Annotated in this window: 11 protein-coding genes and 2 tRNA genes; 10 read left to right on the top strand and 3 right to left on the bottom strand. The window is 70.7% G+C overall.

The annotated features are described in order from the left end of the window. The first annotated feature begins 34 nt into the window (after positions 1–34). The 3 genes from AB0N84_RS00820 to AB0N84_RS00810 are packed head-to-tail and all read left to right on the top strand — an operon-like array spanning position 35 to position 3,205. Positions 35–1,201 (top strand): hypothetical protein, encoded by a 1,167-nt coding sequence (locus AB0N84_RS00820; RefSeq protein ID WP_363543115.1) that lies wholly within the window; start codon positions 35–37, stop codon positions 1,199–1,201. After that, entirely contained in the window at positions 1,198–2,898 is a 1,701-nt protein-coding gene (locus AB0N84_RS00815) for a glycosyltransferase (protein ID WP_182045773.1), read from the top strand. The genes AB0N84_RS00820 and AB0N84_RS00815 overlap by 4 nt, the downstream gene beginning before the upstream one ends. A 16-nt stretch (positions 2,899–2,914) precedes the next feature. Then, positions 2,915–3,205, top strand: coding sequence for a DUF1905 domain-containing protein (locus AB0N84_RS00810; protein WP_182045775.1), 291 nt, complete (start codon positions 2,915–2,917; stop codon positions 3,203–3,205). Between the two features lie 165 nt (positions 3,206–3,370). On the opposite strand, the gene AB0N84_RS00805 is transcribed toward AB0N84_RS00810, so the two are convergent. Continuing rightward, positions 3,371–3,441: transfer RNA gene (locus AB0N84_RS00805), tRNA-Gly, on the bottom strand. 56 nt (positions 3,442–3,497) lie between these two features. Between AB0N84_RS00805 and AB0N84_RS00800 the strand changes: the two genes are divergently transcribed. The 6 genes from AB0N84_RS00800 (at position 3,498) to AB0N84_RS00775 (ending at position 10,225) form a co-directional block, all read left to right on the top strand. Then, entirely contained in the window at positions 3,498–3,821 is a 324-nt protein-coding gene (locus AB0N84_RS00800; protein WP_363543112.1) for a hypothetical protein, read from the top strand. Between the two features lie 54 nt (positions 3,822–3,875). Continuing rightward, a tRNA-Pro gene (locus tag AB0N84_RS00795) sits at positions 3,876–3,952 on the top strand. Positions 3,953–3,988: 36 nt separating this feature from the next. Beyond that, on the top strand, positions 3,989–5,326 hold the full coding sequence (gene tig / locus AB0N84_RS00790; protein ID WP_289457641.1) for a trigger factor: 1,338 nt from the start codon (positions 3,989–3,991) through the stop codon (positions 5,324–5,326). Positions 5,327–5,484: 158 nt separating this feature from the next. Beyond that, entirely contained in the window at positions 5,485–6,111 is a 627-nt protein-coding gene (locus AB0N84_RS00785; RefSeq protein WP_069711514.1) for an ATP-dependent Clp protease proteolytic subunit, read from the top strand. 26 nt (positions 6,112–6,137) lie between these two features. Beyond that, on the top strand, positions 6,138–6,797 hold the full coding sequence (locus tag AB0N84_RS00780; protein WP_069711513.1) for an ATP-dependent Clp protease proteolytic subunit: 660 nt from the start codon (positions 6,138–6,140) through the stop codon (positions 6,795–6,797). Between the two features lie 80 nt (positions 6,798–6,877). Continuing rightward, positions 6,878–10,225 (top strand): M60 family metallopeptidase, encoded by a 3,348-nt coding sequence (locus tag AB0N84_RS00775; protein ID WP_363543109.1) that lies wholly within the window; start codon positions 6,878–6,880, stop codon positions 10,223–10,225. A 21-nt stretch (positions 10,226–10,246) separates the two neighbouring features. Here AB0N84_RS00775 and AB0N84_RS00770 read toward each other — a convergent pair whose 3' ends face one another. Together AB0N84_RS00770 and AB0N84_RS00765 are read right to left on the bottom strand one after the other, a co-directional pair. Further along, positions 10,247–10,858: a copper resistance CopC family protein gene (locus AB0N84_RS00770; protein WP_289457639.1), complete on the bottom strand. Its 612-nt coding sequence runs from the start codon at positions 10,856–10,858 to the stop codon at positions 10,247–10,249. Positions 10,859–10,923: 65 nt separating this feature from the next. Next, on the bottom strand, positions 10,924–11,643 hold the full coding sequence (locus tag AB0N84_RS00765; protein WP_289457638.1) for a YcnI family protein: 720 nt from the start codon (positions 11,641–11,643) through the stop codon (positions 10,924–10,926). A gap of 208 nt (positions 11,644–11,851) precedes the next feature. Between AB0N84_RS00765 and clpX the strand changes: the two genes are divergently transcribed. Next, positions 11,852–13,132, top strand: a complete 1,281-nt coding sequence (clpX, locus tag AB0N84_RS00760; protein WP_363543106.1) for an ATP-dependent Clp protease ATP-binding subunit ClpX — start codon at positions 11,852–11,854, stop codon at positions 13,130–13,132. The last annotated feature ends 237 nt before the right edge of the window (positions 13,133–13,369 follow it).

Raw genomic sequence — 13,369 nt, 5'->3', positions numbered from 1 at the left:
GGACGCCTCTGTGTGCTCCGCCGGAAGGAGCGGCATGACCATCACGCTCTCGTCGTCCCTCCCGGCCTCCGTCGAGGCCGCGCCCGCCGACTCGGTCCTGCGCCCGCTCCCGCCACGCGCGGTGCGGTGGCTGCTCCGCGCCGCGTTCGCCGTGCCGTACGTCGTCCTCGCACTGATCGCCGCGCAGACCACGCCGACGACGCTCCTCGGGCTGACCGGCAACCAGGCGACGCTCGACCGCGCGACGACCGCGCTCGACGGCGGCGTCGTCCAGGCCATCGGTCAGCTCTACCCGCTGTTGTCGGGGGTGCTGCTCCGGTTCATGCCCTTCGGCGCCCAGGGTGCCGCGGTGCTCGGCGGGGTCGTCGCCGGTGTCCTGCTCCAGCTCCTCGCGCAGGACATGCGCCGTCGAGGTCTGCGGATGCGGGAGGTCGTCGCCTTCACGATCGCCCTCGGCGCGAACCCGCTGTACGCGTTCGTCGCGTTGAACGACCTGCAGGCGTTCCTCGGGATCGCGCTCTTCGCGCTGGCGGTCGTCGACATGGTCCGCTTCTTCGCGTGGGGCGACACCCAGGCGGGCTTCCGCGCCGGCCTCGCACTGATGCTCTCCACGTTGGTCGACCCGATGGGGTTCGTCTACCTCGCCATCGCCGCGCTCGCCGCGCCGGTGCTCGACCTGGCACGCCACGAGCAGCGCGGGATCCGACGCGCGAACGTCCTGGTCCTCGTGTTCCCCAGCGTCGCGGTGGCGCTCTCCACCGCGGTGCTCGACACCATGGTGCTCCACGACCCGTTCGCGGCGCTCCGCGGGACGATCGACGTGTCCGGGCAGCGACTCGCGGGGCTGCAGCACCTGTTCGCCACGGCCGACGGCCTGCTCCTCGTCGCGATGGTCGTCGCGGGCGCGACGCTCGCGCTCCTCGTCGGTCGTCCGGGAGCGGTCGCCCTCGTCGTCGCGCTGTTCGGGGGCATCATCGGCGGGTACGCGATCGGCCTGGTCCCCGTCGCCGCGGCCGGCAACGTCTTCGTCACGATGCTCAGCGTCGCGATCGCGATCCTGCCCCCCGTGCAGGGTCGGGTCACGAGCACCCTCGTCGTCGTGCTCGCCGTCCTGCAGGTGCCGCTCGCCTGGGCAGCCGCGTTCCAGCGCGAGGTCGTCGTCGAGTGGATGCACGCGCTCGTCGCGGTGGTGCTCGGATGACCGCGGTCGAGTCGCACACCGCCGATCCCGGCCCGCTCGTCCGGACCGCCCGACACCGGGGTACCGAGACCGACTGGCGGCCGCCGCACCGGTGCTCGGTCCAGCGTCACGTCGAGGAGGGCTGGGTCGCGTCGGCCCGCATCCGGGAGGGCGTGCTCGTCCTCACGAGCGGACGGTCCGACCCGGACGTCCTCCGGGTGGCGCTCACCGAGGAGTTCGGTGAGCCCGTCGTGCTGCGCAGCGCGTCCGAGGCCGACGTCCGGCAGCGCATCGCCTACGAACTCGAGGAGGAGGTCGCCGACCTCGCCGCGCACGGGCTCGCCCGCACGAACCCGGCGCTCTCCGCGAAGACCGTCCTGTCGCGCGGGCAGCAGGTCGGCGGGGCGGTCGCACTGCTCGTCTTCGCGGTGTGCCTCGTCGTCGCGCCGGGCAGTACCGTCGCCGTCGCGACCGCGGTGCTCTCGCTCGGGTTCTTCGCCGGCATCCTCTTCAAGTTCTGGGTGTCGATGGTCGGCGCGCGCTTCGACCTCGTCGAGCAGGTCTCCGCCGACGACGTCGCGGCCCTCGACGACGACGCCCTGCCGACCTACACCGTGCTCGTCCCGGTGTTCCGCGAGGCGAACATCGTGCACGACCTCGTCCGCAACCTCGAGGTGCTCGACTGGCCGAAGGACCGGCTCGAGGTCCTCGTGCTCGTCGAGGCCGAGGACCACGAGACGCGCGAGGCCGTGCTCGACGCCGAGCCGCCCGAGTGGATGCGCATCGTCATCGTGCCGCCGGGGTCGCCGCAGACCAAGCCCCGCGCCTGCAACGTCGGCCTGGCCATCGCACAGGGGGAGTACGTCGTCATCTACGACGCCGAGGACCGTCCCGACCCGGACCAGCTCAAGAAGGTCTTCCTGACCTTCGACCGGTCCGGTGAGGACACCGTGTGCGTGCAGGCGGCGCTGAGCTACTTCAACGCCGACGAGAACGCGCTCACCCGCATGTTCACGCTCGAGTACTCGTACTGGTTCGACTACATGCTCGCCGGGCTCGACGCCCGGGCACTGCCGATCCCGCTCGGCGGCACCTCGAACCACTTCCGCACCGACCTGCTCCGCGAGCTCGGTGGGTGGGACCCGTACAACGTGACCGAGGACGCCGACCTCGGCATCCGGGCGTCGGCCGTCGGGTACCGCGTCGCCGTCGTCAACTCCACGACGATGGAGGAGGCGAACACCTCGATCCCGAACTTCGTCCGACAGCGGTCACGCTGGATCAAGGGGTACATGCAGACCGCGCTCGTGCATGCCCGGCGCCCGCGGGCGCTCGTCGCCGAGATCGGCCTCCGTCGTGCCGCCGCCTTCGCCCTGCTCATCGCCGGCACCCCGCTGACGTTCCTCGGCATGCTCCCCGGCATCGTCGTCACGATCGCGACCCTCGTGCTGCCGGCGGACTGGACGGCACCGATGTTCCCCGCGCCCGTCCTCTGGCTGTGCGTGCTCGACTTCCTGCTCGGCAACGCCACGATGATCTACCTGACGATGATGGGGCCGTACAAGCGGGGGCGCTTCGACCTGATGGGCTGGGCACTGCTCAACCCGCTCTACTGGGTCCTGCACTCGATCGCCGCGTACAAGGGGCTCTGGCAGCTCGTCACCCGACCGCACTACTGGGAGAAGACGGAGCACGGGCTGACGAAGACGACCGCCTGAGCCGTACGATCCCCGCGTGGACATCGAGTTCGACGGCGACGTCATCGAGTGGCGGGGGCCCGCCCCGTTCGTCTTCGCGGTCGTCCCGCCCGACGTGGTCGACCTCGTGCACGAGCTGGCGTCCGAGCTGACCTACGGCTGGGGCGTCGTGCCCGCCGGGGTGACCATCGGCAGCGTGCGCTGGACCACCTCGTTGTTCCCGAAGGACGGCGGCTACCTCGTGCCCCTGCGCACCGCGGAGCGGCGGCGGGCGGGGGTCGAGGTCGGCGACACGGCCCACCTGATCCTGACGTTCAGCGCTCCCTGACGCCGGACTCTCCGGGAGGACTGCCGCTCTCGGAGACCACTCGGGCTTCCGGACGCCAGGGCGCGAGACGGCCAGGGCGCGAGACAGCCAGGACGCGGGCGGGCGTCACGAGGACGGGACCGGGACGAGCAGCCGACGACCCTCGCGCAGCGCTGGAGGACACGGAGGGGATGACGGGAATCGAACCCGCGTGGCCAGTTTGGAAGACTGGGGCTCTACCATTGAGCTACATCCCCGCACTGCGGCACCAGGTCCGCAGCGCCACCATCGTAGCGGACGAACGACCACCCCCATGCCATCGAACGTGCTCCCGCAGCCGGACGGGTCGGACACACGCCGCATCAAGCGCTCCCGCGTCGTCTCCTTCGTGCTGCTGGCCCTCGCCGCCGTGGTGTTCTCCCTGCGGCCCGAGGCCTTCGGTGACCCCCAGGCGCAGCCGCTGCACGCCCTGCTGCACGTCTGGCGGATCGTGCTCGGCGTCGCGCTCATGGTCGCCGCGCTCGGTGTCCAGGTCGTCGTCGGGGTGCGCTGGCGGCAGGGCCTGCGCCGGCGCGCGGAGGCCGACGCGCCCGACCCCGGCACGCCTCCCGGGAACCAGGCACCGGCGGACCGCTAGACTCGTCGCGGTCGTGCGTGCCCTCGGGTGTGCGCGACCACCCTGGCCCAGTCACGGGGCGTAGCTCAGCTTGGTAGAGCGCCCGCTTTGGGAGCGGGAGGTCGCAGGTTCAAATCCTGTCGCCCCGACCAGGTCCACTCGAACGTCAACCAACAGGAGTACATCCCTTGGCCACCAGCACCGTCGACAAGGTGAGCGACACCCGCGTCAAGCTCACCGTGAACGTGACGCCGGACGATCTCAAGCCGAGCATCGACCACGCCTACAAGCACATCGCCGAGCAGATCAACATCCCCGGCTTCCGCAAGGGGAAGGTCCCGCCGGCGATCGTCGACCAGCGCGTCGGCCGCGGCGAGGTCCTGAACCACGCCGTCGGTGACGCCATCGACACCTTCTACCGCCAGGCGGTGGAGGAGCAGGAGCTGCGCATCCTCGGTCGCGCCGAGGCCGACGTCGCCGAGCTCCCGAACGTGAAGGACTTCTCCGGCGACCTCGTCCTCACCTTCGAGGTGGACGTCCGTCCGGAGTTCGACCTGCCGAACTACGGCGAGTACGAGCTCACGGTCGACGCCGTCGACGTCTCCGACGACGAGATCGAGGAGGAGCTGCAGAACCTGCGCACCCGCTTCGGCACGCTCGTCACGGTCGACCGTCCGGCGAAGACCGGCGACTTCGCCCAGATCGACCTGACCGCCACCATCGGCGACGACGAGGTCGACTCGGCCACCGGCGTCTCCTACGAGATCGGCTCGGGCGACCTGCTCGAGGGCATCGACGAGGCGCTCGAGTCGCTGACCGCCGGTGAGTCGACCACGTTCGAGTCCACGCTGGTCGGTGGCGACCGCGAGGGCGAGACCGCGCAGATCGCCGTGACCGTCACCGCCGTCAAGGAGCGCGAGCTCCCCGAGGCCGACGACGAGTTCGCCCAGATCGCCAGCCAGTTCGACACCATCGACGAGCTCAAGGCGGACCTGAAGGAGCAGATCGCGAAGTCCAAGACCTTCGGTCAGGGCGCCGCGGCTCGCGACAAGCTCGTCGAGAAGCTCATCGAGGACGTGAACATCCCGATCTCGGAGCAGCTCATCGAGGACGAGGTGCACCGTCACCTCGAGCAGGAGAACCGTCTCGAGGACGAGGAGCACCGCAAGGAGGTCTCCGAGTCCAGCGAGAAGGCCTTCCGCTCGCAGATCCTCCTCGACGCCATCGCCGAGAAGGAGGAGATCCAGGTCTCCCAGGAGGAACTCACGCAGTACCTCATCCAGGCTGCGGCGCAGTACGGCATGGAGCCGGCCGAGTTCATCAAGGTCATCGACCAGAACGGCCAGATCCCCGGCATGGTCGGCGAGGTCGCCCGCTCGAAGGCGGTCGCGACCGTCCTCGCCAAGGTGACCGTCAAGGACACCAACGGCGACGCCGTCGACCTCTCCGCCTTCACCGCCGGTGTGGCGCAGGAGTCGGACGCCGACGAGTCGGCTGACGAGACCACCGAGGCCGACGCGAAGTAACGCGACGCGCTGACGGACGGGAGGCACGGTGCCAGCTGGCACCGTGCCTCCCGTCCGTCGTCCCGGCACCATCCGACCGCCCAGAGCGAACAGGCGCGAAGTGGTGCGTTGCACCCGATAAGTTCGACATCAAGCGACAACTGAACGGGAGCTTTTCCATGGCCGAAGCGACACTGAACCCCAGTGTTTTTGACCGCCTTCTGAGAGACCGGATCGTGTGGCTCGGCTCTGAGGTCCGCGACGACAACTCGAACGAGATCGCAGCGAAGCTGCTGATGCTCGCCGCCGAGGACCCCGAGAAGGACATCTACCTCTACATCAACTCGCCCGGTGGTTCGATCACCGCGGGCATGGCGATCTACGACACGATGCAGTTCGTGCCGAACGACATCGTCACCGTGGGCATCGGCCTCGCGGCCTCGATGGGGCAGTTCCTGCTCTCGTCGGGCACCCCGGGCAAGCGCTACATCACCCCGAACGCGCGCGTGCTCCTGCACCAGCCGTCCGGTGGCTTCGGCGGTACCGCTGCCGACATCCAGACGCAGGCCAAGGTCATCCTCGACATGAAGCAGCGGATGGCGGAGCTCACGGCCGAGCAGACCGGCAAGTCGATCGAGCAGGTCCTCAAGGACAACGACCGCGACAACTGGTTCACGGCGCAGGAGGCCCTCGAGTACGGCTTCGTCGACCACCTCCGTGCCTCGTCGATCGAGGTCATCGGCGGCGGCGGAACCGTGGGCGACGGCGAGACGCCGACGTCGGCGGCCGAGCCCGAGTCCAACTGACCACCACCGAAGAGAAGGAAACGAGAATGCACCTCCCCATGCTCGGTGGCGCGCAGAACGTCCCGGCTCCGTCCGATCGCTACATCCTCCCCAGCTTCGAGGAGCGCACGGCCTACGGCTTCAAGCGGCAGGACCCGTACGCGAAGCTCTTCGAGGACCGCATCGTGTTCCTCGGCGTGCAGGTGGACGACGCGTCCGCCGACGACGTCATGGCCCAGCTGCTCGTGCTCGAGTCGATGGACCCGGACCGCGACATCGTCATGTACATCAACTCGCCCGGTGGCTCGTTCACCGCGATGACGGCGATCTACGACACGATGCAGTACATCCGCCCGCAGATCCAGACGGTCTGCCTCGGCCAGGCGGCCTCGGCCGCGTCGGTGCTCCTCGCTGCCGGTACCCCCGGCAAGCGTCTCGCCCTGCCGAACGCCCGCGTGCTCATCCACCAGCCCGCCGTGCAGCAGGGCGGCGGCCAGGCGTCCGACATCGAGATCCAGGCGGCGGAGATCCTCCGCATGCGCACCTGGCTCGAGGAGACGCTGTCGAAGCACTCCAACAAGACGCCGGAGCAGGTCAACAACGACATCGAGCGCGACAAGATCATGTCCGCCGAAGAGGCTCTGGAGTACGGCCTGATCGACCAGGTCCTCACGAGCCGCAAGAACCTGCCGGCGCTCGTCAAGTAGCACCGCACCGCACGATCGAAGGCCCCGGACCCGCTGGTCCGGGGCCTTCGTCGTTGCCGATGCACGATACGGTATTCCGTATGCTGATGTTCTCCTCCTGGTCCCGCCACCGGCGCGTCGTGCGGATCGCGGCTGCCGGGCTGCTCGTCACCCTGCTGGGTTCCACCGGCGTCCTCGCCGCTGGCGACGGTGCTGCAGCGGTCGGGTCGTCCGAGCAGCGATCGACGGACGTCGTGGACGTCACCGTGGACCCCGCCCGGGTCGGACCCGGGGCCGTGTCGGACTGGATCCGCCTGGTGCCGTCGTCGCTCGTGCTCGGCGAGCTCCGCGTGACGGCACCGCCCGGGACGACGATCGTCTGGGCGGACGCTGACGTCCGGCCCCTGGAGGGCTCGATCGCGTCGGACGGGAGCTCGGCGACCTGGGTGGGCAGGAACTCGTGGTCGGAGGGGTGGCGCGTGCCGAAGGTCCGGCTCCGTGTCAGCCCGGAGACCCCGCCCGGTCGGACCTCCGGGTCGGTCCGCGTCGTGGACCCCGAGGGCGGTGCCGTGGTGGCGACCGGAACCCTGCCGGTGGACGTGACCGCGCCGGACGTGGCCATCCCGGTCGAGCGCACGCCGCTGGGTGTGGGCACCGAGTCCGGGTGGATCGCCGTCGTCCCGGAGCGGACGGTCGCTGGTGTGCTCACCGTGACGGCGCCGCCCGGGACGAGCATCACCGCCGCCGATGCGGACGTCCGTCCGCTCGCGGGGCGGATCGCCGAGGACGGGTCCTCTGCGACGTGGCCCGGCAACAACACCTGGTCGTCCGGGTGGCGAGCGGCGAAGATCCGACTCCGCGCCGACGACGACGCGCCGTCGGAGGCCGTCACGGGGACCGCGCGGATCACGGAGCACGGCGGCAGTCGCGTCCTCGCGGAAGGAACGGTCCCGGTCGACCTCACCGGCTCCATCGGCGTCGTGGTGCCGCCGCTCGCGTCCGGAACCGAGTCCGAGCGTGTGCCGGTGCGCGTCGGTGCGGACGTCCAGGGTGACCTCCGGGTGGAGGTGCCGGTGGGTTCCGAGGTCACCGGTGCCGGCTTCGACGGGTCGGACACCGGTGCCGATGTCGCACCGGACAGCCGGTCCGTGGTCTGGCGCGGCGAGGGCGTGTCGTGGTCCGACCCCTCGCGACACCCGTGGTTCACGGTGCGGACGGTCGAGCGCCAGGACGGCGAGCGCCGTGAGGGCGACGTCCGCGTGCTGGGGAACAGCGGGGCCGTGCTCGCACACGGCCGCTTCACCGTCGTCGACAGCGGTCCGCGACCGGCGTCGATCGAGCCTTCCGAGGACCTCGAGTCCACCGCGGTCCGCGTCCACGGCCTCGGCAGTGCCGCGGCTGAGCAGGCCCGCGAGGAACGACGGATGCAGCACAGCGACCTCCAGCCGACCGGTCGCTTCGTGCGCGCCGGCGAGCGAGTCACCGTCGACGTCCCCGCCGGGGCGCCCACGACCGGCATCCGGGTGGGGCTCTACGGCGGGTACGAGGGCGTCGCGGCAACCTCGCTCTCGGCACTCGTGCCCACGCCGAGCGGGACGTCGACTTCGTGGACCGCCGACCGGGACGGCATGCTCTTCCTGGTGAGCACCGCCCCGACGGGCAGCGCGGTGCTCCGGGTCCACGGCGGGCGCGTGGTTCCCACCTTCGTCCTCGGCCAGACCTCGGACGCCGAGTTCCGTGAGCAGCTCCGGACGTTGCCGGACGCCCCGGTGGTCGAACTCGTGGGCGGGCGGGTCTTCGGCGACTTCCAGCGTCGCAGCGCGAGCGCGTTCCCGGCGGACATGACGGCACGGCTCCAGACGTGGGACGACGTCGTGTCCCTCACCAACCGCACGTACAACCTGCACGACGACCTGGTCGGGACCGCTCGGAAGGCACCGCACCGCATCTACATCGCCTCTCCGGACACGGGAGTCGGGTACGCGAGCGCGACGCAGGAGCACGTCACGTTCCAGGTCGACACCGATGCCGCAGCAGACCTCTTCCGACTGCCGGTGTCCGACCTCTGGGGGTTCTGGCACGAGGTGGGCCACACGTACCAGATGCCGGCGTCCACGTGGGACGGGCAGGGTGAGGTCTCGGTCAACATCTCCGCGCTCGCGGTGCAGCACGCGCTCGGGGCCGGGAACCGTCTCGACACCAAGCGTGACCTCGTCGAGGCGTTCTTCGCGCAGCCGGTGTGGGAGCGGACGTACGCTGGCGAGGACCTGTTCGTGCGGCTGCTCATGTACGACCAGCTGCGGCGGGCCTTCGGCGACCACTTCTACCCCCGGTTGAACCAGGAACTCCGCGTTGCGAACGCACTCGGGGAGCTCGACCTCGGCACGAGCCAGGCGACGGTCGACTCCTTCGCCACGGTGGCCGGGCGGCTCGCCGATCGCGATCTCCGACCGTTCTTCGAGCAGTGGGGCATCCCGATCGGCGAGCAGGCCGCGGCCGACCTTGCGCAGCGTCCCGCACTCCAGCGGGCGATCTGGGAGAACGTGGACACGTCGACGGACCGTCCGGAGCACATCCTGCCCGAGGTGGGTACCCCGGTCGGCGCGATCGTCGGTGCCCCCGAGGTCGTCGTCGGGCAGCGGCACTTCCCGGACGTCCCGGTCGAGGGCATCGGCAGCAGCGACGGCGCCCCCGTGTCCGTCGGTGCCACGACGGTGTCGGCGGTCGACCAGGGGTACGGGAGCATCACCGTGGAGCTCGTGGACCCCCGCGGACCTCGGGAGGTGATCGACGGGACGATCCGTGCCCGGGCCGGGAACCTGGTCGACCTCCTCGGGCAGAAGGACCGCCCGGTCGCGCGGCTCGCCATCCTGCCCGAGGACCACGAGCTCCGGCTCGTGCCCCGCACGACCTACCAGGCCCACTCCTCGTGGGCCGGGCGCGAGTACATCGGCATCGAACTGCGGTCGGCCGACGACGAACGGTCGCTCGGCGACTGGTCGATCAAGGGTGACGAGACCGCGTACCCGCTCGCCGACCGGTTCGACGCGCACTGGCAGGAGGGGCAGATCCTGGTCATCCGGCACCAGCAGCACGACGGGGTGTTCCCCTGGCGGGACAGCGAGCGGATGCCCGCTTCGACCGACCTCGTCCAGCGGTTCCGGATCGTCGACGGCGGGCTCGTGCGCGATGACGGCGTCTTCACCGCCGTGAGCATCGCGTCGCCCGAGGACGGTGCCGACACCGATCTCCGCCCGGTCCTGACGGGGCACGGGGAGCCGGGGAGCGCGGTCGTCGTCCGCCGGAAGGACACCGACGACGTGCTCGGCGAAGGGCACGTCGACCACCGGGGGGAGTGGACGATCGAGCTCGACTCGGACCTCGAGGAACGACGACAGACCCTCGTGGTGACGCAGTACGGGCCGGGTGACGACCCCGGGACTGCATGACGGCCCGCCGTCCGGCCCCGGTCAGTCCTCGTCGTGGTCGTCAGCCGCGGGTGCCGGTCGGCGCCGGAGCAGGAGCAGGACCGCGACGACGACGCCGGCCAGGACGATCCCGCCGGCACCGATGAAGAGCGCGTCCGTCGCACTCGAGTCGTCGCCGGCGGCCTCGCTGCCGTTCGTCGAGCCCGGGGCGGGGCTCGACCCGTCACCGGTCGCGCACGTCGCCGGCGTCGCGGAGCCGCGGTCGGGCGAGAAGCCGGCCGGCGCCTTCCACGTGAAGTCGTAGCGGTCGGAGACGGTGTGGCCGTCGGCGGAGACGATCTGCCACTCGACCTCGTACCTGCCGGAGCTCCCGAGGGCGGCCTTCGTGGTCATCGACGGGCCGTCCACGGAGACGCAGCCGTCCTCGTGGTACCTCCCGTCGGGACCGATCACGCGGAAGGCGAAGCCGGAGTCCGAGCCGCCGATGGCCAGCAACCGGTCGTTCGTCGTGATGTCGAAGCGGTCCGGGAGCTCGGTGAGCGTCCCGCCCACCTCGGGCGTCGAGGACACGAGGTAGTTGTGCGCGCTGGCGGGGGCGGCCAGGCCGAGGACCGCGCCGCCCGCGACGGCGAGGGCTGCGGCGGTCGCGGCCACGGGCCTCCAGGCCGGACGTCGGACCGTCCCGGACCGGCTGCCGCGCGTCGGACGCGATCCGAGGGTCACTTCGATGCGTCCCGGCGACGCGTCGCCGCGACCGCGACGACCAGTCCGACGGCGCCGACGACCAGGCCGCCGAGCCCGAGGAAGCGACCGACGAGGTCGGGCTGCGCCGCGGTCGTGCCGGTGTCGCTCGCGGTGGCGGTGGTGGCGTCGTCGTCGTCGCCCTGGGTGGTGGCGGCGGTCAGCACGATCGAGGGCGCGGGGTGCTCCGGCTCGGCCTTCCCGGACTCCTGCGCCTGGTCCCAGTCGACCGAGCCGCGCTCGCAGGTCTGCACCACGGGGAAGGACACCCGGTCGCCGGGCTTGCCGTCCGGCAGGGAGAACGACAGGGCGAAGGTGTCGCGCTCGTCGGCGGGGAGCGGGGTCTTCGCGGTGTAGGTGACACTCGTGACGCGCTCGGCGCCGGCCTCGGTCTCCTCGTCGCTCGCGGTGCCGCTCGACGGAGCGGTGTACGGCTCGGTGGCCTTCGTGATGGTCCAGTTCGGGTTGACCGTCGGCGTGACCTCGATGACGGACTCGGGCACCTGGAAGACGAGCTTCGTGGTGGGGGAGCCGTCGCATCCGTGCGGCACCGAGAACGTGGCCGTGGTGTACGAGTTCGCCGCGGTGGAGGTCGCGTCGGCCTCGACGTGGGCGCTGGCCGCAGCGGCAGTGCCGAGGACGATCGCGGCGGTGACGCCGAGGGTGCCGGTACCGAGGAGGGCGAGTCGCTTCGTCATGGGGTCCTTCCGACCTCTACAACTTGTAGAGGAACCGGAGTCACCGTACCAGGTGTGCACGCCCTGGGCGAACGTGCCGGGACAGGCCGGACGGCGTCGCGGTCGGTGTCACCGGATGCGGTTAGAGTCGATCCATCGGGCGGGTCACCAGCCTGCATCGGTCGACCGCACCGGTCATCCGCACCGGTCATCCAAGGAGGGCACCGACATGGCACGCATCGGGGAGAGCGCTGACCTGCTGAAGTGCTCCTTCTGCGGCAAGAGCCAGAAGCAGGTCCAGCAGCTCATCGCCGGACCGGGGGTGTACATCTGCGACGAGTGCGTCGAGCTGTGCAACGAGATCATCGAGGAGCGCCTGGCCGAGGCCGGCGAGGACACCACGGGCGGCGACTTCGACCTGCCGAAGCCCCGCGAGATCTTCGACTTCCTGCAGGAGTACGTCATCGGGCAGGACCCCGCGAAGCGTGCCCTCGCCGTGGCCGTCTACAACCACTACAAGCGCATCCGCGCGCAGGGGCAGATCACCGCCGCGGAGGACCGCGACGACGTCGAGATCGCCAAGTCGAACATCCTGCTCATCGGCCCGACCGGCTGCGGCAAGACCTACCTGGCCCAGACGCTCGCGAAGCGTCTGAACGTGCCGTTCGCGGTCGCCGACGCGACTGCCCTGACCGAGGCCGGCTACGTGGGCGAGGACGTCGAGAACATCCTCCTCAAGCTGATCCAGGCCGCGGACTACGACGTCAAGCGGGCCGAGACCGGCATCATCTACATCGACGAGGTCGACAAGATCGCGCGGAAGGCCGAGAACCCCTCGATCACGCGCGACGTCTCGGGCGAGGGCGTGCAGCAGGCGCTGCTCAAGATCCTCGAGGGGACGACGGCCTCGGTCCCGCCGCAGGGTGGACGGAAGCACCCGCACCAGGAGTTCATCCAGATCGACACGACGAACGTGCTGTTCATCGTCGCGGGGGCGTTCGCGGGACTCGAGGACATCGTGTCCTCGCGCGTCGGCAAGCGCGGCATCGGGTTCGGGGCGCCGCTCCACAGCCCGCTCGACCAGCAGGACCTCTTCGCGGACGTCCTGCCGGAGGACCTGCACAAGTTCGGTCTGATCCCCGAGTTCATCGGGCGTCTCCCCGTCGTCACCACGGTGTCGCAGCTCGACCAGTCGGCGCTCATGCAGATCCTGACCGAGCCCAAGAACGCGCTGGTGAAGCAGTACCAGCGGATGTTCCAGATCGACGGGGTCGAGCTCGAGTTCGACCGCGGCGCGCTCGAGGCCATCGCCGACCTCGCCGTGCTGCGGCAGACCGGTGCCCGTGGGCTCCGCGCCATCCTCGAGGAGGTCCTCGGGCCGGTCATGTTCGACGTGCCCTCGGACGACGACGTCGCAAGCGTGGTGATCACGCGCGAGTCCGTGCTCGAGAACGCGGCGCCGACGATCGTGCCGCACCCGCGGGCAAAGCGCGTCGAGAAGTCCGCGTAGCTCGCCGTTCGCGAACGGCCCGGTCCCCTCGGGGGTCGGGCCGTTCGTGTGTGTGGGGGGCGCTCCGGGCGGATACGTTGTCCGGGCGGCGGAACACGGCGCGCGGTGCTGCCGCACAACCCGGAGCTCGTCGCGCCACGTGATCCCGTGGCGCGACGAGCCTGCAGTTGTGCGAACGACTGCGGCACCGGCCGGCCGCCGGGCCGCCCGGCCGCCCGGCCGGACCGGCCGGGCCCC

Origin of the sequence: Curtobacterium sp. NPDC089185, assembly GCF_040685235.1 — a bacterium.
In the GTDB taxonomy this organism is placed as follows: domain Bacteria; phylum Actinomycetota; class Actinomycetes; order Actinomycetales; family Microbacteriaceae; genus Curtobacterium; species Curtobacterium citri.
This window is presented reverse-complemented; position numbering and strand designations above follow the sequence as displayed.